This window comes from Embleya sp. NPDC005971 (genome assembly GCF_040629175.1).
Classification (GTDB): domain Bacteria; phylum Actinomycetota; class Actinomycetes; order Streptomycetales; family Streptomycetaceae; genus Embleya.
The window spans coordinates 169820-189279 of record NZ_JBEXUX010000011.1 but is presented as its reverse complement, the minus strand read 5'-3'; the positions used below and the strand labels follow the sequence as shown (position 1 = coordinate 189279).

Genomic DNA, 19460 nt, shown 5'->3' with positions numbered 1-19460 from the left:
TCGGTGAAAAAGCCGAAATCGCCGACCGACCAGGGGAACGTCGCGACCGCCTTGATCCACCGGACGCCCGCCGAGCGCAGTTCGATCGAGGTGGGGTCGAGGACGTGGACGGTACCACTGCCGGCATCGCCCCCGTCGTACACCGCGATCCGCCCGTCGTCGATCCACACCACCGGCCGGTTCCACTCCGAGACCTCGGGATACACCGCACGGCTGGGCCCGTCCTCGGACTCGTACGGATTCTCGCGCAGCCAGGCGGTCAGGCTCCACACCGCCGGCATCCCCCACGGCTGCCACACCCAACCACCGTCGTAGACACGAGTCCCGTCAGGACTAAGCGACAGCGCGCCGTGGAAGTAATCGAGGTCGTACTCCGCATCGTCCTCGCCCCCATCCCGGCTGTCCCGCGCCGTAAGCACCTCGCCGGACGCGAGATCGGTGACATCCAACCGGTTCCAGTCGGTGCGATGGACGACAACCGGCCGGCCACCGTGTTCGGCGAACGCCAACGCGAACGGCACGGTTTCACAGCAGTAACCCCCGCCGTCCAACTTCAACGCCGGCGAACCGGTGGTGAGATCGACGACGGTGCCGTACCGACCGCGATCTTGAACCACCGCCGCCCAACGACCACATCGAGACACATGAAGCCGCAGTCGAACGCCGCCACCGTCTTCGCACGCCGCCCTCTCCTCCCGATACCGGGCCACCTCCCGCACCTCGCCGGTCGTCGGCGTCCACCGCGCCAGCCGTCCGCCCTCGGACAACACCAGCCACACCGGCCCCGCCTCACCGAGGGCCGCCGGCAACGCTGCCACATCCACGACCGGCCGCAGCGCGTCGGGAACCGCCACGTCCACCGTAATCGTCGCCATATCGATCCCCTCGGTGCGCCCGCATGCCCCCGCGGCAACGTGAACAGCAGGTGATACGGCACCGTATCGGCAAAGTCGGTGACCGCCGCAATGCCGGTCACAGCGGCGAGGTCGGCACGGATCCGGTCCATGTCGGACTCATTCTCGCGCAGGTCCGCCTCGGTGCCGTCCAGCGAGAATTCCCCTCCGGTCGTCATGCCCGGACCAATCTCACTACCAGGTACCACTGTATGTACCTGTTTCTGGATGGCGATCATGGCAATGCCTGATGCAGTCGGCGACGCCGGAGGAATCAACGCTTCCCCAACCATCCGACGTGGCGAGGATTGCCTGGGTGAAGCGACGGCAGTTTCACTACCGAAAAGGCGCCTTGGCAAGTCGACGGTGGCGCGTATGTGTTGGTTCCGGTTGAGGAATCCGCTTGTACGAACTTAAGGAACGAGAGCGGAAGTTCCCGTCGCGCGGGGAACCGCAGGTGGCAAGGTCCCCTAGCATCGCTTCATGATGAACATGGAATCGTCGGCACCGGCGCGGTGCAACTGATGGGCTATCTACTTCTCGCACTCATCGCTGCCTTCACCTCCCTCATTCTTGCCGTCACCGGACTTTCCACTCTTATCCGCCATGCCGCCGGCAGACCCGGCAAGCGGAACGTACTCTTCGGTGCCGCCTCTCTCACAGGCGCCGTCGCAGCGGCGTTCTTCACCGTAGGCTTCCTGGCGGTCGGATTTGCGATCCTGGATTCCACCGACGGCGGCACGAATTCCAGCCCGCCCCAGGCCTGCATCCGCGCGGGCGGAGCGGACAAGTCGAGGCACGTCAACGGCATCGAAGGCAGCATCCTGCCGTTCGGCTTCACGTGCACCGCCCCGGACGGAGGCGGCTTCCGCGCCGACGAAATCCCCAGGTATCTGACCCTCGGTGCGTACGGTCCCGGGCTCGCCGCAGTGACGATGTTCATCCTCGCGGCCGCCCGCCGGGAGGCACCTGTCCCGGGTGGGCCCCGCCAGGGCGCGCTCCGGTAGGCAGTTCGAGAACGTAGGGACGATCCGCGGCAACCATCGGCCCCATCGTGATCGTCCCGATCGCGATCTTCATGTGGCATGAGGGGCGTCGGCGCAAGAGGAACGATCCTTGATCGGGCCGGGCCGGGCCAACCTCCTCGTCATGAGGGTAATGGCGGCCCACGTGATCAAAGCCTCGCTGTGCCGAGGCAGCCTCTCGTAGTCCCCCGCGTCGGCGGGCGTGCATGATCCGGCCCCAGCGACCTTTCGACCACCCATCGGCGGGGCAACAGGACGAAACCGACCGCGTTCCTGGGCCGACTGACGGTCTTGATCGTCAACCTCAGGTGGGCCGTCGCCCACTCGATGAGGGCGCCGGCGTACGCGGAGTCCGCCCGGACGATGGTGATCTCGGGGTGCATCAACCCGAGCCTGAACAACATTTTCTCGGCGGCGTCGCGGTCGCTCAGGTCGGCCCTGGTGACCATGACCGGCGAGGGAAGCCCACGCGTGTCGACGACCAGGTGCCGCTTGCGGCCATTGATCTTTCTGGCGGCGTCGTAGAGGAACAGGGCGGCGTACGGGGCGACGGTGGCGGTGATCAACCGGCGGATCTCAGGAAAGCCCGACAGGAAACCAAGCTCTCCGAGCGCGCAACTGCCCCGGGGCGCCGTGGTGTCGGCGCTGGCGGCGGCGCGCGGGGGCGCGGGCGCGCGGGTCGAGGCCGGCTACTTCGAGGGCGTGGTCGGTCTCGACGGGACACCGGTGCGACGAGTTGGCGGGTCGGCTCACCGGCCGAGGCCCGGAACACCTGCGGCCGCCTGACTCCCGGCTCAGCGGCGGGCTTTCGACCGCAGGTTCCTCGGTGCTGGACTCTCTCCTGTCGAGTCGGAACAGCCAGGTGCGCATCGTCGGGTACTCGGCAGGGTCTCAGCCGCCGGCGCCGGGTGCGGCCGGGGCGGGCGCGCCCGTTCCGTCGAGTGGGTCGGGCTCCGGGGCTGCGGGCGAGCCGTGCCGTACCTGCTGCCAAATCGACAGGATGGCCGCGAGTTGGGCGATGAGGAAGGCGATCTGGATCGACGCCGTACGCAATTGGTAGAGCGAGAGCAGCAGTCCCGCTCGGGTGGGCCAATACCTGCGTTCGACGCGGAAGGTGTCGATGTCCATGGCTATGCCGGTGACGGTCAGGATCAGCAGCAATAGGGCGGTCGCGAGCGTGAGGTTTCCGACTGCCTGGTGGAAGGCCGTGTTGAGCATGCGGTCGAAAAGGACGGGGAGGGCGTAAACCGCGGACAGGCAGAGCGCGCGCATCGGTCCGCGCCGTCCGGGCAGGATCCGCCACAGGGCGCCGAGGACGAACCCCGCCCCGGCCCAGGTGACCTGCCAGGAGGCCAGGTCCGTGATCGAATCGAGCAGGGCGTGGCGATCGTATGTGAGGTTCGTTCGGAGATCGCCCTTGATTCTCTCGGCCCAGAACATCACGGCTGTGGCCGGGATGCCGGTCATGCCCGCGAAGAACGAGGCACGGCGGGCGTTGCCCCACCAGGTCGGGCGGGGGCCCCAGGACAGCGCGATGTCGACCGGCGATACGGAGGCCGGGAGTGGGGAACGTCGGGGCCCGCCGGAGGTGGGGGGCGTGGGTGTGGGTGTGGGCCAGCGATGCAGGCGGTCCAGCTCGCGTTCGAGAACCAGTCGTCGACTGTCGTCCTGGCCCTGTTCGAGACGGCGCAGCCGGGCGTGCAGTTCGCGTTGCCGGCGTGCGGACTCGATCATGCGCCGTCGGTGGGTCTCGTCGACTACGGCGTGAAGGGATGTGTGCGGGAGAATCTCTCGGGCGAGGATCGAGTGTCGTTCGCCGAACGCGAGCAGCGCGGACAGACCCGCCCAGGTCAGGAGCAGGGACAGCAGCGGCAACGGCACACCCGCGTAGGAACCGATGACCGGGGCCACCACCAGGAGGAACAGCACTCGTATGGCGAAGCGTTCCGACCCGCGAGGGGCCATCGTGGACGCGCCGGGGGCCTGCGTGCGCGAGCGCATCACCGCGAACAGCGCGAAGGTCGACCACCACCACAGGCTCGGGCGCACCTCGTCGGGCCAATCCGACGCGAGCCGGGTCAGATCGTCGAGGAGGGCACCTCGGTGGAGGGCGTTGTAGGCGTCGCCGGTTCCGCTCAACCAGGTGTCGCGTCGCCGGCGCTGTTCCGCGGCCCACACGCTCGCGGTGGGGATGACGAGGGAGACGACGCCGAGCGTGCCGAGGATCGCGCCTTTGAAGGAGACCGGATTGCCCGCGCTCGGGCCGGTCGGTGTTCGCCACAGGCGCAGGGCGCTCGCGGTGAGACCGACCAGCCAGATGAAGACGACGCACGCGCACGCGATGCCCAGCGCGACGAGGCCGTGGGTGCCGACCCGGTGGGGCGGTTCGCCGGAGGCGCTCGGGCCCGTCGACAAAGACGGTGGCAGGCCGAAGGCCCCGGGCAGCAACGCGACGGCGGCGACCGTAACGGCGGCGCCCCGTACGGCCGCGCGGGCACCGATCGCGGGCCCGGCGAACCGGCACAACAGCAGGCCGAGCAGCGCCGACAGGAGCAATTGGTGGTTGCCGCGGTGGTTCGTCCAGTAACTCGTGTCGGTGAGTGACTCGGCGGCGGCGTAGGCGTTGCTGCTCACCAGGAGGACCAGGCTGAGCGCGAGGGCCAGGCCGGACCACTGGAGGAGGGCTCGCAGGCTCGCGGTCTGCGCCGCCGTCGGCGCGGGCGGCAGGGGATCCTTGCGTAAGCGCCGGGCGGCGACCAGGGTCAGGACGACCAGGGCGGCCTCCCAGGCGTACCAGCCGACGGCGCTGTAGATGGTCCACGGGTATCGGCTCCATCGGGCCGCGAGGGCTTTCGTGGCCGGAGGGCTCAGCCGTATACGTACCTGCGGCGCCCCCTCCCCTGTTTCGGCGCTCCACACCAGTTCGGTCGGCGAGCCGGAATCGGGTGTGGGGGAGATGGCTCGGGCCGGCCGTCCGCCCAGGTTCACGCGTACGTTCTGCCACCACGAACCCGCAAGCGCCGGTGGCCGATCCAGCACGAGCGTCCACCACCTGATGCCCGGTTCGATGCGCCAGGGACCGAAGCCGTGGACCTGTCCGTCGTAGATCCATGTGCTGACGCTGTCCTCGACGTGGATCCACGGCCCCTCGACGGCGACTGTAGGTTTCCGGCTTCGTTGTTCGGCCGGGCGCGCCCACCGGAAGTCGTCGGGTCGAAGCAGCAGGCAGCGCATGGCGGATCGGTAGCGTGGGGAGGCGCTGTCGAGCAGGAGATCCCCCGCGCGCTCCCATGTCCGCGGGATCCGAATGCTCGTCGTGCTGGTGGCACTCGAGTAGTCCTGCCCGTCGTGTCGTATTCGCACCGACGAGGACACTTGTGCCTCGCCGAGCATCCACGCCGCGCAGCCGTTTCCGTCGGGTTCGGCCGCGCCTGCGAGTGCGGGTGCGGGTGCGGGTGCGGCAAGGAGGGGAAGCGCTACCGCCGCGAGCAGAAGCCCCGATGCGACCGTAACGAGCCGCCGGAGCGGGCCTGCCCACATCATGTCTCGATCCGTCGGGTGGCGCGGGCACCCGTTGTAGCGCGACGCGCATGATCGCCGTCGCGACATGGCACCTTCTTGACCGACTTCGGTGTAGGGATGTCGAGGGACACGGCAGACCGGGTCGTCGGCGATTTCCGTGAAACCGTCAATCCGCGAGGGGCCTTCGTCGTCGTGGGAGTACGAAGCTCGCGTGGCCAGAGGTCTGGCGTTCGAGCATCGCGGTCCACCGGGTGGAACAATGAGGGCTCGGGGCGGAGTGAACGGGCAGGAGTCGCTCCGAGCCGTCGACGAACTCAACGCCCGGTTGCGTGATCAGGCACACCGGTTCGCACCGTGTCGACCCGACGACCGCCGTCGCTCCGACCAGTACTCCCCCAGCGGCTCCACAACTCCACGCTTCCCGCAACGAATCGCTCCAGGGCCCGTGCAACGCCTGGACGTCGACGCCCATTTCGCCCCCCGAATCGCCACACCCGCACGACGTCGATCCACGGCACGCCGCCACACACCCCGCCCTCGCCCGGGACTCCCACCGTCGGTCACGGGTGAGAGCCCAACCCGGCCCGGGACGCCGACGACGAGAGGCCGTCGGGCCGCCAGTCGTCCGGAACACGTGTGGTGGGGCGGCGTGTTGCCGAGCCGTGGACGGGTCCGGTGGTCGGGTCGGCGGCCGGCGGGGCCGTTGTAACACCGTCCGCCTGGGCGGCCGGGACGGCTGTGACCAGGGCGAACGTGGTGTCGTCAGGGAGTGGGGCGGGGCGGGTCCGGGTCGTTGGCGTTCCTTCTCGTGACCATGTCACCGGTTGGCGACAGCGGTGTCGTGGTGCGACGACTCGGGTATCGCCCGGGCCGGCCGGCCGACCATAGTCGGTCGGGCAGGCACCGAGGAGCCGAGAGCGTTTCGGCTCCAACCACCGGACACCAAGGGGTCGTTCATGTTCCGCAACCGTCGCACCGCCCTCCTCCTCTCCGCCGCCGTCCTCGGCGGCGCGATGATGACGACGGCATGCCAGGACACGGACTCGAACTCCGACACCGGGGCCGCCCGGGGCTCCTCGCCCGCCGCCCCGCCCGCCGCCCCACCCGCCGCGTCGACCACCGGCGGCACCACGGGCGGCACCCCGGGAGGCAGCGGAGGCGGGACCGAACCCGCCGGGAAGGTCTCCCCCGGGAAGACCTCCGGCGGACAGGGCACGACCACCACAGGCGGCGGGGGCGGCGGCGACGACACCTCGATCGGCAAGTGCCGCACCGACGACCTCCGGGCCACCGCACAGGACGCCACCATCGGCGGCGACAACGAACTCACCGTCGCCGTCACCCTCAAGAACATCGGCCACAACTGCACCATGTCCGGCTTCGCCGGCGTCGACCTCCAGACCGCCAAGGGCCCCCTCTCCGCAAAGCGCATCGGCGCCCCCGCCGACCCCTTCACCCTCAAGAGCAACACATCCGTCTCCTTCGGAGTCACCTACCCCAGCGGCGCCACCGGCGACCACGGCGTCAAGGTCACCGGCCTCCAGGTCACCCCGCCCGGCGAAACCAAGACCATCACCCTCACCTGGCCCGGCACCCCCACCGTCCCCGTCGTCGACGGCACCGGCTCCCCCATCAACGTCGGCCCCATCGGCAGCGCCGGCCAAGGCGGCTGACCCACACCACCCGGCACAGCCAGAGCCATGTGGACCTCGTCGACTGATCCCCACACGCAAACCGCGAACGGTCCCGCGAACCCGACAGGTTCGCGGGACCGACATCCGACGTTCGCCGACGCCGACGAGCACGAACGCAGCCCCACCCGCGAAGCTCGGGCGGGTCAGCACGTATTCCGACGATCACCCACCGCCGGGGTGTACCCAGGGTCGACGGCATGACACACGAGCCCGGGGACCCCTGAGGACGATGACACCCGAGATGGCCGCCCGGACCCGTGTGTGGCGCGTCGACGAGGAGTACACAGGCGCCCGCATGTGGTCCTCGTCGCGGCCGTCGCGAACAAGGCCGAGCCGGCGACCTGGGCCGACAAGGCGGAGGCCGCGGCCCGGCGCGATCTCGATGCGTGGCGCGGCCCGCGACTGCCGGTCGATCGCTTCGTCGTCTACATAACGCCCGATCGACGTACCTTCGACGAGATCGCGACGACCAAGGGGCGCGGCCCCGCGGCGGGCGTGTGCGTGGGCCTGGCCCCCCTCACCTCGACCGAGGGCAAACAGACCCGACAGGCAGGATGTCGCGTCGTCGTGGACGGCGCGGGGAAGGGGTTCGCCACCTCCGACGACGCGATATTCAAGTCGATCGTCGAACACGAACTGGGTCACGCGATGGTTGCCGGATTCGCCCCCGCGTGGACCGAGCACGTGAGTTGGGTCGCGGAGGGATTCGCCGAGTCGCTGCCGTGGTCCGACCCCCGGATGGCGAACATGTACAACCCGACCGCACGCGCGCACGTCAAGGACGGCGGATTCACCGGCAGGCTCCCCACCGACGGCGAGATCCACAGCGCCGACCCCGCGACGTCGTCGATCAACTACCACCTGTCGATGCAGGCGATCCGCTTCCTGGCCGAAGAGTTCGGCACGGGCAAGGCCCACACGTTCGTCGCCGAGGTCTATCGCGACGCGAGTCGCCTCGACGCCGCGCTCACCGCCGCAACGGGCTTGGACCGAGCCGCGTTCGAACGCAAGTGGGCCCGGTACGTCAAGGACCACCCGGGCAGCTGACGCGAACGAGGCGTGGCGTGCATCTCCGCGTCGAACGCCGCACGCCGCACGCCGCACGCCGATCCTCGGGCAGCGCGGCTCGGATTCCCGCCGGTGTGTTCGGCGACTCGACGCGCACGACGGGTGGTCGGCGTGGGGAACGAGACGACCGGAGACCGCGGCGCGGGCCCCGGGGAGGTCGGGCCCTCGGGGCCCGCGCCGGTTCCGGGACCGGGCGTGGTTCAGCCGGTGGGTTCCGGCGGGTAGGTGCTGGAGACGGTGACGTCGTTGAGGTCGAAGGCGAGGCCGTCGTTCACGTCGACCGAGTCGCCGTTCATGCGGCGCGGGCTGATCCGGTGGCTCTGGGCCCACAGGGCGCCGGACGTGTGGGCCGGTACGTGCAGGTCCATGTGCTTGGTGGTCGCCTGCATCACACCGACGTCGGTGGTGGTGGCGTAGCCCAGCCCGATGCCGTAGTTCGCGGCGAGTTCGCCACCGATGCTGCCCCGGTCGTCCGAGCCGATCGACACACCGAGGGAGAACCCGACGTCGACGTTGTAGTCGGCGGAGAAGGTGCTGCTCCGGTCCTGTGAGATGCCCACGGTGACGTCCTCGTAGGGGTCCTGGTCGGTGCCGCCCGTGGTGTTGTCGCGAAAGAGCACCCGGTGGTAACGGACCTGACGTTCCAGGGTGTGGAAGGGCGTGTCGGCGACCTGCTGGGCGGCGGTCATACCGGGGTCGTGGATCGCGTTGCACGGCACGATCACCCGGTGGTCGGTGACCGGATCGGTGTACTCGGGCGGTTCGGCGGCGCTGGTCGGCGCCGGCACCTGCGCGACGTTCCCCGTGCTCTCGTCGAGTATCGGCAGTTGCAGCACGTACACGGTGTCGGTGGGGGCTGTGGTGTCGTAGTTGTTCGCGGTGCGGTAGGAGTTGACCGCCATCAGCGTGGTGTGCGGGTCGGTCCAGCCGCTCTGGCCGGTCGGTGAGGCCACTCGGTTCCAGCAGGCGAGACAGTCCTGCGCGCCGCTGCCGTCGTCGTCCCAGACCCGGCCGCCGACGGGCTCCGAAGCGACCGTGGCCGGAGGAGCCGGCGCTACGGCGTGATCGCGCCGACCTGGCGAAGCATCGCGAGGTTGTCCCAGTTCCACCAGCCTTCCACGATCTTGCCGTCACGGAAATGGAAGTTCGTGATGCCGGTGAACGAGACGTTCTCGTTCGTCGGCGCTATGCCACCGAACTCGCCGATGTGCCTGCCCACCCAGCTCCACCGGACCGCGACTTCGTCGCCGTCCGCCAGCGCGCTGTCCACGGTGAACTCGAAGTCGAACGCCGCCCGGTAGCCCTCGATCTCCCGGCGGATGCCGTCGACGCCGCGGGTGTCCTCGTCGTTGGCGACGTCGTGATCGTGATAGTCGGCCGCGAAGAGCTCGTCGAGTCGACCCAGGTCTCCCTTGGCGATGACCTCCTCGAAGAGGCGCAGCGCGCTCTGCTTGTTGAGCTGTTCGTCACGCAACACGTCGAGGTCGGTGAACGTCGGCGGTTCGTCGCACAGCGCGACCATCTCCTCGAAAATCCGGTTGGTCTCGGGGAGTGACGAGTTGCGTTGCGCTTCCTCGTACGACGGGAACTCGACCATTTCGACGATGTGCGTCGCGTCGGACCTGTCCCGACCCACGATCGCGTGCGTCGCGGTCCGCTTGCCCTTCGTCTGCTCGACCCATGTGTCCATGAGCCGGTTCATGTCGTCGACCCTGCCGGTCTTGCATTCGATGAGTTGAACGAACGTCACGGCGTGCCTCCAGAAACTCTCGGGCTGCCGCCAATACCACCTTATGCCTCGTTCCCGGGGACGTGGTGAGTTGCTTCGGGAGGGGTCGGACGGCTGCGGGTTTCGGGCCTCCCCCGACCCCGGCGCCCAGCCACCGACCCCCGCGTCCGCGACGCGCCGGACCCGGATCCTGATCCGATCGGGCGACCGCGCACCCGGGCGATACACCGAGGCCGACCGCCGTCCGGATCCGCCGCCGAGCCACGCCCGACCCTCCACCGTCCGGCGCGCCCCCATCGCCGGACCGACCCCCGCTCGATGCTGCCGTCCCCGGTACCGCTCGCAACAGAGCCTGCCGCCTACCGCCCCGGACCGGATACCGGGTCGGGCACGGATCCGGTCCGGGGTGCGGTCAACGTGCCGTTCCCCGCTGTCCCTTCTCGGACATGTCGGTCACGGTGGCAGACGCCGCCGACGTCGGCCCGGGTGGTCAGCTGCCGGGTCGGTCCGCGCCGTATATCCCGTCGAAGACGACGCGTTGGGGTGGTGACAGGACGGCTCGGGCGGCGGCAAGGAGGGTCTCGCCGCCGTCGGCGCCCAACGGCCAGTGGCAGTCGCGGGCCGTGCCGAGGTGCTCGCGGGCCTTCTCGGGGTCCGCCGGGAGGCCGTCGCTTCCGCGCAGGTACGCCAAGGCCAACTCGAAGTGGGCGTTGCCCTGGACGAAGCCGTCGTCGTCGTGGCGGAGCGAGGACGTCTCCAACAGGTCGTCGATGAGGTCCGCGGCTTCCTCGTGGCCGAAGTCGGAGGCCACGCACAACAGCTTGTAGACCAGTTCGTCGAGGTCTTCTTCCTTGCCCCCGCTGTCGGCGAGGAGGCTGGACACGGTCTCCGGTCCGCCCTGCCGGGCGAGTCGTACGTACTCCTGGAAGGAAGGGGTGGACCCGGGCCCCGGGCTGACGATGTAGTCGCACCGGTAGCGGTCGTGGAACGGCATGCCGCCGTCGGGAGTTGTCATGGGCGCACGGTAACGCCGGGCACTGTCATGGGAGTTCGCGTGGCAACGACCAGGTCTCCGTGCCGCTGGACGTGCCGGGCGGCAAGGGGGTCGTCGACCTCGAACCGTGACGACGGCGGCCCGTCGGCTCCCGGGCCGAACGGCGGGCAAACTGCCGCGTCGGCGCCGATGGCACCGCCGGCCGGCTCATCAACGCCCGGTCCGGATGGAGGGCGGCTTCGTCACGGCGTATGGCCACACCGCCGCCGAGGGCCGCACCTTCTCCGTGCACCGCGGCACCGGCGTCGCAGAGCGGACGGAAGGCCCCGCCCGCGGACGGCGTTCAGCCTCCTTCGAGTTCCCGGCGCACGGTGGCGGCGATGCGGGTGAGTGCGGTCTCCAGGTGGCGGCGTTGCGCGGCGGTGAGGGGGTCGAAGACGAGCCGCTTCACCTGGGCGACGTGTTCCGGGGCGCTTTCGACGAGTTTGTGCCGGCCGGTGTCGGTCAGGGTGGCGAGGGTGTAGCGGCCGTCGCCGGGGTCGGGTCGGCGGGCGACCCAGTCGCGGGTTTCGAAGCGGTCCATCGTCTTCGACAGGCGGGGCTGGGTGCTGTCGCAGACCCGGGCCAGGTCGCTGAGCCGCATCGTGGCCTCGTCGGCCGCGGACAGCCGGGCCAGCACGCCGTACTCGAAGTTGGAGATGCCCGCGTCCCGCTGGAGTTGGCGGTCGAGGGCCGCGGGGAGGGCGACGACGACCGTGAGCAGCGCCTGCCACAGGTCCTGCTGGTCGTCGTCGAGCCAGGGCGACTGGGTGTCCATGAGCCCCATCCTACTTGCCCGGGCAACTCGCATTGACTTGCCTGGGCAACTCTCAGCCGGCTATCTTTCAACTTGCCTCGGCAAGTGAAAATGCTTGCCGAGGCAAGTTGACGAGGGGTTCCGACGACCACCACGAGCCGCCCGGCCTTCATGACCGTCCGTGCCGGTGGGCGGGTTCGAGCGTCGGTCGGCGGTAACGCGACCGTGAACGCGAACCCGCCTCGCCCCTGCGCCGGTTCCCTATGTCGACCCGGGTGGCCCTGTCACGACGTCGTGACCCGAGGGAGGGCGATGTGACCGAGACCGGTCGGAAGCCGCGGCGGGCCTGGATCGCACGGCTGAGCCCGCAGGGTGAGGTCGACCTCGACCGAGCGGCGTGCCCGCGCGCGATCGTCGAGGACGCCGTCGCGCGCGTCGGAGAGGACCCCGTGTGCTGGGCGATCGAACTCGGTTCCGTGGTCGTGCGGCGGATCGTCGACGAGGTGCCGGCCCTGGGTGGCAGCCCGGCCGCGGTCGAGCTGCTCCGCCGCGGCAATGAAGCGACCACCCTGCGGGCACTGTTCACTCTCGTGGAAGGCCCGGGCGCCGCCCCGCCCACCGCCGAGGCGACCCTGGAGGGCATCCGCGAGTTCGTCCACCGGGCCGTACCGCTCGAACAGGTGTTGCGGGGCGTTCGGATCGGACACGCGGCAACGACCGAGGCGCTCCTGCGGGCCGGTGCCGAACTGGTCGACCCGGAGGCGGCGGTCGAAGAGGTCACGGCGATCTCCCGCGAGCTGTTCTCCTACGTCGACAAGCTCGCCGACACCATGATTCGTGCCTACCTCGTCGAGCACGAGGTATGGAGCACCAGCGCGGCCGCGGCACGGGCCGACATCGTGCGTTCCCTATTGAGTGACGCCGCGACGACGGACGTCGGCGAGGCGTCGCCTGCGCTCGGCTACGACCTGCGGCGCACCCACGAGGCGGTGGTGGTGTGGTCGGACTCGCCGAACGGCAGCTCCACGCTGCAGGCGGCGGCGATCGCCGTGCTCCGAGCCCGGGGGGCCACCGCGACGCTGGTCGTACCCGTGGCCTCGGGGCGGTTGTGGGCATGGGGCGCTGTGCCTGCGGGCGGCACGCGCCGGGCCGGTTCGTGGGAGACCGTCGTGGAGGCACTGTCGCGGCAGCAGGTGCACGCGGCCTTCGGCACCCCGGTCGACGGCGTCGTGGGCTTTTGTCGCTCTCACCGCGAGGCCGAGCGCGGGGAGCGGGTGGAGCGACTGCGGCGGGAGGCCGGGCGGGTTCCCAGGTATGCGACCGCGTACGCGGACGTCGCCGCCGTCGCGCTGTTGGCCACCGATCTCGACGCGGCCCGACGCGTCGATCGTGCGCAACCCCTGCGCGACTGGTCCGCTGCCGCGCCGCTCAGCGGCCGGTCAGCAGGACGATTTGGTTCCCGCCGACCGGCGTGCCCTCGGCGTGGGCCAGCAGCCCGGCGAGTGCTGCCGAGCCCGCTGCGTTGGGGTTGACTCCGTATCGGCCCAGCCGGGCCTGGGCGGCGAGGAGTTCGTCGTCGTCCGCCGCGTGCACCGCGCCGCCCGAGTCGGCTATCGCGGTCAGGGCCTCGGGGCCGTGCAGGGCGTGCCAGTTGACCAGGGGCTCGTTGTGCTCCGTCGTGACCACGTCGTGGCTCGGCAGCGTGCGGTAGGGGCCCGGCCGGCTCGTCACGATCGGGTTGTTGCCGGACGAGCCGACGGCGTGCAGGGCCACGGGCCAGTCCAGGAGGCGGGCTCGGTGGTGGGCGGCGACGGTCGTCGTGCCGTTGCCGACCGGGATCCACAGGGCGGCCGGAGCGCCGCCCAGTTCTCGGTGCAGGGCGTCGACGACATGCCCGTGGCCCGCCAGGATCGTGTCCTTGCAGGGGCCGTCGACATTGCCGTCGAGCGCCCCCAACGTGTCGGCCACGCGGTGGGATTCGTCGACGGCGTCCTCATAGACACCGTGCACGAGACGGATGTCCGCCCCGGCGGTCGCCGCGGCGGCGCCGCCGTCGCTCCATTCGGCGGGCAGTACCACGGTGCAGCGCAGGCCCGCCGCCGCACACGCCGTCGCCATCGCCCGCCCGTAACTGCCGCACGAGCCCACGACGATCCGGTCGTGTCCTTCGGCGTGGCAGGCGGACCCGGACCGCCCGCCCCTCGCCGGCGACGTCGTCAAGGCGATGGCGGACGCGGGCAGTTACGTGGCGGGCGCGTTCGACGAGGCGGACGGCGACGACCGGCTTCTCGGCGCGTGCGTCGGCCTGTGGGGACCGCCCGGCCGGCCCGGAATGCACAGCCACATCGCGGGCGTCCACGTCTCCGCTCGCGGACGCGAGGTCGGCTACGCGCTCAAACTGGATCAGCGGGCGCACGCCCTGGAGCACGGCGTCGACCACATCACCTGGACGTTCGACCCGCTCGTCGCCCGCAACGCCCACTTCAATCTGCACAAACTCGGTGGCACGGCGAATACGTACCTGCCCGACTACTACGGTCCCCTGTCCGACGGGCTCAACTCCGCCGACGAGTCGGATCGGCTGATGTTGCGCTGGGATCTGCGCGGCGCGCGAGCCGTGGCGGCATGCGACGAGGACACCGGGCCCGCCCCCACTCCCGCCGGGCCGACCCCGCGGGCACTGCTGGACATCGACGGCGATCGGCCGGTGACCCGGCGGGCGGGCGACGCGACAGTCCTGGTCGCCGTACCGCCCGACATAGACCTGCTCCGCGTACACCGGCCGGCCGTCGCCCGTGACTGGCGCCTGGCCCTCCGCGACACCCTGGGCACCCTGCTGGCCGAGGGAGCCCGGCTGGTCGACTTCGACCGGGCGGCCTGCGGCTACGTTCTCACCCGAGGAGAAGGACGATGAAGATCGAGCACGTCCGCCTGCGCCGCATCTCCCTGCCGCCGGTCACGCCCTTCCGCACGTCCCTGGGCATCGAATACGAGCGTTCGGCACTGGTGGTGCAGGTGTCCACCTCGCACGGCGAGGGATGGGGCGAGCGAGTGCGTCGCCGGGGCCGAACCCGACTATCCCTCGGAGTACGTCGAGGGCGCCGAAGACGTGCTCCTGCGGCACCTGGTACCTCCGCTGCCGGCGGCCGAGTCCGTGACCGCCGATGGCTTCGCACCCCTGGTCGCCTCGGTCAAAGGCCATCGCATGGCGAGGCCGAATCACCGAGCCCTTCGTCCTGCACGACGGACACCCGACGGTACCGACGGGCCCCGGCCTCGGCGTCACCCCGATCCCGGCGGTGCTCGACGAGGTCACCACGGCGGTGAACGAACTGCACCGACGATGACCGACACGGTGCGGCCGGATCATCGGGCCACGTTCGCACCGACGATGCGCAGCGCGATCTCGCCGTACTCCCAGGCCACGGCTTCCTCGGTGATCTCGCCGTCCTCGCGGAACCATACGGCGACGCCCATGCCCAGATCCAGGATGGCGTAGGAGGCCAAGCGCGCGGACGCGACCCGGAACCGACCGGCGTCGACTCCGGCGGTGATCAGGTCGCGAAAGCACGCCTCGTATTCGGCGCGTTGCGCCAGTGCCTCCGCGCGATGGGGCTCCACGAGACTGCGGAGTTCGCGGGTGCCGACGAACGCCTCCCGGCGGTGCCGGGCGTGGTAGCGCACGTGGGTCTCGGTGGCGCGCCGCAGTCGTTCCGCCCAGTCGTCCGTCGTCGCGACGGCCGCCCGATGCGCGGCGAGCAGGTCCTCCATCGTGCTGCGGATGATCTGCACCAGCAGGCCCTGCTTGGAGGAGACGTGCTTGTACAGGCTCGGACCGCGGACGCCGACCGCGGAGCCGATGTCCGCCATGGTCGTCGCCTCGTAGCCACGCTCGGTGAACAGATCCAACGCGGCGGCACGGATGGCCTCGGATCGCAGCGAGTCGGACACGAGCACACTCCCAGGTCTGAACATTTCGCTAACTTCTATTAGCCACCGACTCTACCTCCCCTGCTCACATTTCTACGATTCCGAGAAGCATCCTGGTACGGTCGGCTAACGCTCATTAGCCTGGGAGGGTTCATGGCAGTCGATCTCACACCCGGTCCGGTCGCGGCGGAACTGGCGGAACGCACCGCGCGGTTCGTCCGCGAGACGGTACTTCCGGTCGAGGAGCGCCACAGAGGCGTGCCGACCGAGGCGATACGACGGGAACTTCAGCGGGCCGCCCGCGAGGCGGGCATCCTGGCGCCGCACGTCGCCCCGGAGTTCGGCGGGCACGGCCTGGACATGCGCGACCGCGCGTTCGTCTTCGAGGCGGCCGGCTACTCGTTGCTCGGCCCGCTCGCCCTGAACATCGCCGCACCCGACGAAGGCAACATGCACATGTTGGAGGCCATCGCGACACCCGAGCAGAAGGAGCGCCGGCTGCGCCCCCTCGCCGCCGGTGACCTGCGGTCCTGCTTCGCGATGACCGAACCCGCCCCGGGGGCCGGGTCGGATCCCAGCGCCCTGACCACCCGGGCCGAACGCGTCCCGGGCGGCTGGCGCATCGACGGCCGCAAGTGGTTCGTCACCGGCGCCGACGGCGCGGCCTTCGCCATCGTGATGGCGCGGACCTCCGGCACCCCGGGCGACGCCGGGGGCGCGACCATGTTTCTCGTCGAGGCCACGAACCCGGGCATGAAGATCGTGCGACACATCGACACGCTCGACGAGAGCCTGTTCGGCGGACACCTCGAACTGTTCTTCGACGGCTGCCTCGTCCCCGAGAACGCCGTACTCGGGGAGGTGGACGAAGGGTTCCGCCACGCCCGGGTCCGGCTCGGTCCGGCGCGTACGACGCACTGCATGCGCTGGCTCGGCATCGCCCGCCGGGCCCAGGACATCGCGGTGGCCAGGGCGACCAGCCGCGAGTTGTTCGGCTCGCGGCTGGCCGACCTGGGCATGGCCCAGCAGATGATCGCGGACAACGAGATCGACATCGCCGCCGCCCACGGTCTCATCCTGCAGGCGTGCGCGGACCTCGATCGAGGAGGATCGGGAGCACAGTCCACCTCGATCGCCAAGACCTTCTGCGCCGAGGCCGTCTGGCGGGTGGTGGACCGCTCGTTGCAGATCTGCGGCTCCCTGGGCGTGTCCGGGGACGCCCTGCTGGGGCGCTTCCTGCGCGAGGTGCGACCGTTCAGGATCTACGACGGGCCCTCGGAAACCCACCGCTGGGCCATCGCCCGCCGGGTCGTCCGCCGACACGAGACGGCGACCGCCCGGTGAACGCGGACGCCGGAGAAAGCCCCGACGGACTGGACCTGCCGCTGTTGAACCGCTTCTTCGAGGAACATGTGCCCGGCTTCCGCGGCGAACTCGCCGCCGAGCTCATGCACGGCGGACGGTCCAACCTCACCTACAAGGTCACCGACGGACACACCGACTGGGTCCTTCGTCGCCCACCCCTGGGCGAGCTGACCCCGTCCGCACACGACATGGCCAGGGAGTACCGGGTCGTCTCCGCGCTCGCCGGCAACGCGGTCCCGGTGGCGCGCGCCGTCGCCTTCGGTGACACCGCCCTGTTGGGTGTGCCGTTCTCGGTGGTCGAGTACGTCGAGGGAACCGTCATCCGCGCCCGTGAGCAACTGCACAGGCTGCCGGACGAGCGGATCGCCGGCTGCGCCCACGCTCTCGTGGACACCCTGGCCCGCCTGCACGCCGTCGATCCCGGCTCGGTCGGACTCGACGGCTTCGGCCGGGCCGAGGGCTACCTCGCCCGGCAGGTCCGGCGCTGGTACGACCAGTGGCACCGGGTACGCACCCAAGACCTCGCCGACCTCGACGCCCTGCACGCCGGGCTCGACGAGATGTGCCCGCCGGAGAGCGGCGTCTCGATCGTGCACGGCGACTTCCGGATCGACAACGCCATCCTGGCTCCCGACGATCCGACGGACGTGCGCGCCGTGGTCGACTGGGAGATGGCCACTCTCGGCGACCCGCTCGCCGACCTGGGCCTTCACCTGGCATACGCGGACCCGGCCTTCGCCCCGGTGCTGGGGAGCACGGCCGCCTCGACCAGCGACCGCCTCCCGGCCTCCGCCGAACTGGCCCACCACTACGGCCTCGTGAGCGGGCGCGCCTTGGACGGTCTCGGCTTCTACATCGCCCTCGGCTACTTCAAGGCCGCGGTCATCGCCGAGGGAATCCACGCCCGCTTCCGCCTGGGCCTGACCCGGGGTCTCGGCTTCGAGACCGTGGGCCGCGCACCCGCACCGCTGGCCGCGGCCGGCCTGCGCGCGCTGGCCGGGAAAACATGAGCACCGTCGGCCCCGGCTGTTCGCCTCCGGCCGCCGGGTCGCGTTCCGACACCGAGGCCGCGGCCGAGGCGGTTCCCGCGCCGTTCACCCACGTAGGAGAGAACGACGTGTCGACGTAGGCCCGGCGGGCCTGCCCGGACTCGCCCACCACACGCTCGCGTCGGTGCGCTTCGGACGACGTCGCGGACCACCCGAGATCCCGCCGATGGCAGGTGCCGGGGGTTGACGGTGGGGCCGGCCGGAGGGCGTGGTGGCATTCCGGCCGGCCGGTGGGGGGCGCGCTTCAGGCCGAGGGGCGCTTGGCGCGGGCGGTGAGGCGTTCCCAGTTGCGGTGGCCGATGTCGGCCTTCTGCTCGTCGGTGAAGGGCGAGTTCTCCAGGAAGGAGCGGGCTTCGCCGTTGCTGGTGTCGACGTAGGGGAAGCCGCCGGGGCGGAAACCGTAGGTGAAGGGGTAGTCGGTGGAGTACAACATCCGGTCGGTGCCCATCACTTCGGCGGTCCAGCGCAGGTAGCGGGGGCTGTTGGTGCCGCTGCCCGCGACCCAGAAGTTCTGCTTGAAGTAGTCGGCGAGGGGCTGCCGCAGCCGGCCGGCCTCGCCGAAGAAGCCGATGTGGTCGAGGTAGAACAGCACGACCTCGCCCCAGTGTCCGGCGATCACCTGCAGGTCGGGGAACCGGTCGAAGACCCCCGAGAAGATCATGCGCAGGTACTGCACGCCGAGGTCGTAGTACCAGCCGAGACCGGCTCCGGCCAGGACGGGGCCCATGGGGTCCGGGAGGTTGGAGTAATAGGCGTCGACGACGGGCCGGACCGGTGTCTGCGGGTGGAAGTGCAACGGCACGGCCAGCCGCTCGGCGGTCGCGTACAGCTCGTCGTTGTCCGGATGGTCGGCCGGCTTGTCGCCGGTACGGCCGTACAGCATGGCTCCGGGGAAGCCCAGCTCGCACACCGCGCGCTCCAACTCGGCCGCGGCCGCCACCGGCGACTGGGTGGGAATCGCGGCGAACGCCTGGAAGCGGTCGGGCCGGGCTGCGACGATCCCGGCGAGCTGGTCGTTGGCCTCGCGGGCCACCGCGACGGCGTCGGCCTCCGGCAGGTCCTGCACGCCCGGAGACGACAGGGACAGCACGGCGACGTCGATGCCCTGATCGTCCATGTGGGCCAGCCGCTGCTCCCCGACCTCGTGCAGATTCCTTGCGATCGGACCGTCCCCGAAACCACGCGCGGGGATCTGCGGCGATCCGGCCCGCTCGTACGCCTCGTGGACGGCCGGGACGACGACGGTCTCTTCCACTCCGATGATCCGCAAACGGTCGGACATGACGGTTCTCCTCGTACTGATGTTTCCAGTGAATCGCCTTCGACGTTATCATCGATATTAACGACGTCAACATGAATGCGATAACACTGATAGCAAGGCTGTCTCGATGGCGC

At 70.3% G+C, this 19460-nt stretch carries 16 protein-coding genes and 1 pseudogene; 7 read left to right on the top strand and 10 right to left on the bottom strand.

What is annotated here, in order from left to right:
- Positions 1–875 (bottom strand): hypothetical protein (locus ABZ374_RS13145; protein ID WP_360310166.1); only part of this gene is annotated, 875 nt, incomplete at its 3' end.
- 542 nt (positions 876–1417) lie between these two features.
- On the opposite strand from ABZ374_RS13145, the gene ABZ374_RS13140 reads away from it, so the two are divergent.
- Entirely contained in the window at positions 1418–1900 is a 483-nt protein-coding gene (locus ABZ374_RS13140; protein WP_360310164.1) for a hypothetical protein, read from the top strand.
- A 114-nt stretch (positions 1901–2014) separates the two neighbouring features.
- On the opposite strand, the pseudogene ABZ374_RS13135 reads toward ABZ374_RS13140, so the two are convergent.
- Positions 2015–2442: pseudogene (locus tag ABZ374_RS13135) on the bottom strand (transposase); the annotation flags it as partial.
- A 367-nt stretch (positions 2443–2809) separates the two neighbouring features.
- Positions 2810–5458, bottom strand: a complete 2649-nt coding sequence (locus ABZ374_RS13130; protein WP_360310172.1) for a DUF6185 family protein — start codon at positions 5456–5458, stop codon at positions 2810–2812.
- Between the two features lie 938 nt (positions 5459–6396).
- Between ABZ374_RS13130 and ABZ374_RS13125 the strand changes: the two genes are divergently transcribed.
- Positions 6397–7113: a DUF4232 domain-containing protein gene (locus ABZ374_RS13125; protein WP_360310162.1), complete on the top strand. Its 717-nt coding sequence runs from the start codon at positions 6397–6399 to the stop codon at positions 7111–7113.
- A gap of 318 nt (positions 7114–7431) precedes the next feature.
- A complete protein-coding gene (locus tag ABZ374_RS13120) occupies positions 7432–8181 on the top strand; it encodes a hypothetical protein (protein WP_360310160.1) in 750 nt (249 codons plus the stop codon).
- 221 nt (positions 8182–8402) lie between these two features.
- Here the strand turns inward: ABZ374_RS13120 and ABZ374_RS13115 are convergent, their stop codons facing one another.
- The 4 genes from ABZ374_RS13115 to ABZ374_RS13100 all read right to left on the bottom strand — a co-directional run bounded on the left by ABZ374_RS13115 (position 8403) and on the right by ABZ374_RS13100 (position 11742).
- Positions 8403–9155 carry a hypothetical protein gene (locus ABZ374_RS13115; RefSeq protein WP_360310158.1) on the bottom strand — a complete coding sequence of 251 codons (753 nt, stop codon included), beginning with the start codon at positions 9153–9155 and terminating at the stop codon, positions 8403–8405.
- Between the two features lie 101 nt (positions 9156–9256).
- Positions 9257–9952, bottom strand: a complete 696-nt coding sequence (locus ABZ374_RS13110; protein ID WP_360310156.1) for an ester cyclase — start codon at positions 9950–9952, stop codon at positions 9257–9259.
- Positions 9953–10421: 469 nt separating this feature from the next.
- Complete coding sequence (locus ABZ374_RS13105) at positions 10422–10946, bottom strand: hypothetical protein (protein WP_360310154.1); 525 nt, start codon at positions 10944–10946, stop codon at positions 10422–10424.
- A gap of 322 nt (positions 10947–11268) precedes the next feature.
- Positions 11269–11742, bottom strand: a complete 474-nt coding sequence (locus ABZ374_RS13100) for a MarR family transcriptional regulator (RefSeq protein ID WP_360310152.1) — start codon at positions 11740–11742, stop codon at positions 11269–11271.
- A gap of 293 nt (positions 11743–12035) precedes the next feature.
- On the opposite strand from ABZ374_RS13100, the gene ABZ374_RS13095 reads away from it, so the two are divergent.
- The gene (locus ABZ374_RS13095) at positions 12036–13253 is read left to right on the top strand and encodes a PucR family transcriptional regulator (RefSeq protein ID WP_360310150.1); all 1218 of its coding nucleotides are present in this window, start codon (positions 12036–12038) and stop codon (positions 13251–13253) included.
- Here the strand turns inward: ABZ374_RS13095 and ABZ374_RS13090 are convergent.
- Positions 13150–13839, bottom strand: a complete 690-nt coding sequence (locus tag ABZ374_RS13090) for a pyridoxal-phosphate dependent enzyme (protein ID WP_360310148.1) — start codon at positions 13837–13839, stop codon at positions 13150–13152. The two genes, ABZ374_RS13095 and ABZ374_RS13090, sit on opposite strands and share 104 nt — an antisense overlap.
- A gap of 106 nt (positions 13840–13945) precedes the next feature.
- On the opposite strand from ABZ374_RS13090, the gene ABZ374_RS13085 reads away from it, so the two are divergent.
- Positions 13946–14635: a hypothetical protein gene (locus ABZ374_RS13085; RefSeq protein WP_360310146.1), complete on the top strand. Its 690-nt coding sequence runs from the start codon at positions 13946–13948 to the stop codon at positions 14633–14635.
- 452 nt (positions 14636–15087) lie between these two features.
- Here the strand turns inward: ABZ374_RS13085 and ABZ374_RS13080 are convergent, their stop codons facing one another.
- Positions 15088–15672, bottom strand: coding sequence for a TetR/AcrR family transcriptional regulator (locus ABZ374_RS13080; RefSeq protein WP_360310144.1), 585 nt, complete (start codon positions 15670–15672; stop codon positions 15088–15090).
- A gap of 132 nt (positions 15673–15804) precedes the next feature.
- On the opposite strand from ABZ374_RS13080, the gene ABZ374_RS13075 reads away from it, so the two are divergent.
- Positions 15805–16995, top strand: a complete 1191-nt coding sequence (locus ABZ374_RS13075) for an acyl-CoA dehydrogenase (RefSeq protein WP_360310142.1) — start codon at positions 15805–15807, stop codon at positions 16993–16995.
- Positions 16992–18026 (top strand): phosphotransferase family protein, encoded by a 1035-nt coding sequence (locus ABZ374_RS13070; protein WP_360310140.1) that lies wholly within the window; start codon positions 16992–16994, stop codon positions 18024–18026. The genes ABZ374_RS13075 and ABZ374_RS13070 overlap by 4 nt, the downstream gene beginning before the upstream one ends.
- A 283-nt stretch (positions 18027–18309) precedes the next feature.
- Here the strand turns inward: ABZ374_RS13070 and ABZ374_RS13065 are convergent, their stop codons facing one another.
- A complete protein-coding gene (locus ABZ374_RS13065; protein ID WP_360310138.1) occupies positions 18310–19347 on the bottom strand; it encodes an amidohydrolase family protein in 1038 nt (345 codons plus the stop codon).
- Positions 19348–19460: the final 113 nt, after the last annotated feature.

Coding starts and splice junctions, on each gene's coding strand:
- ABZ374_RS13100 (WP_360310152.1), bottom strand. CDS start 11,742: ATGGACACCCAGTCGCCCTGGCTCGACGACGACCAGCAGGACCTGTGG.
- ABZ374_RS13090 (WP_360310148.1), bottom strand. CDS start 13,839: ATGGCGACGGCGTGTGCGGCGGCGGGCCTGCGCTGCACCGTGGTACTG.
- ABZ374_RS13130 (WP_360310172.1), bottom strand. CDS start 5,458: ATGTGGGCAGGCCCGCTCCGGCGGCTCGTTACGGTCGCATCGGGGCTT.
- ABZ374_RS13065 (WP_360310138.1), bottom strand. CDS start 19,347: ATGTCCGACCGTTTGCGGATCATCGGAGTGGAAGAGACCGTCGTCGTC.
- ABZ374_RS13105 (WP_360310154.1), bottom strand. CDS start 10,946: ATGACAACTCCCGACGGCGGCATGCCGTTCCACGACCGCTACCGGTGC.
- ABZ374_RS13085 (WP_360310146.1), top strand. CDS start 13,946: ATGGCGGACGCGGGCAGTTACGTGGCGGGCGCGTTCGACGAGGCGGAC.
- ABZ374_RS13125 (WP_360310162.1), top strand. CDS start 6,397: ATGTTCCGCAACCGTCGCACCGCCCTCCTCCTCTCCGCCGCCGTCCTC.
- ABZ374_RS13075 (WP_360310142.1), top strand. CDS start 15,805: ATGGCAGTCGATCTCACACCCGGTCCGGTCGCGGCGGAACTGGCGGAA.
- ABZ374_RS13140 (WP_360310164.1), top strand. CDS start 1,418: ATGGGCTATCTACTTCTCGCACTCATCGCTGCCTTCACCTCCCTCATT.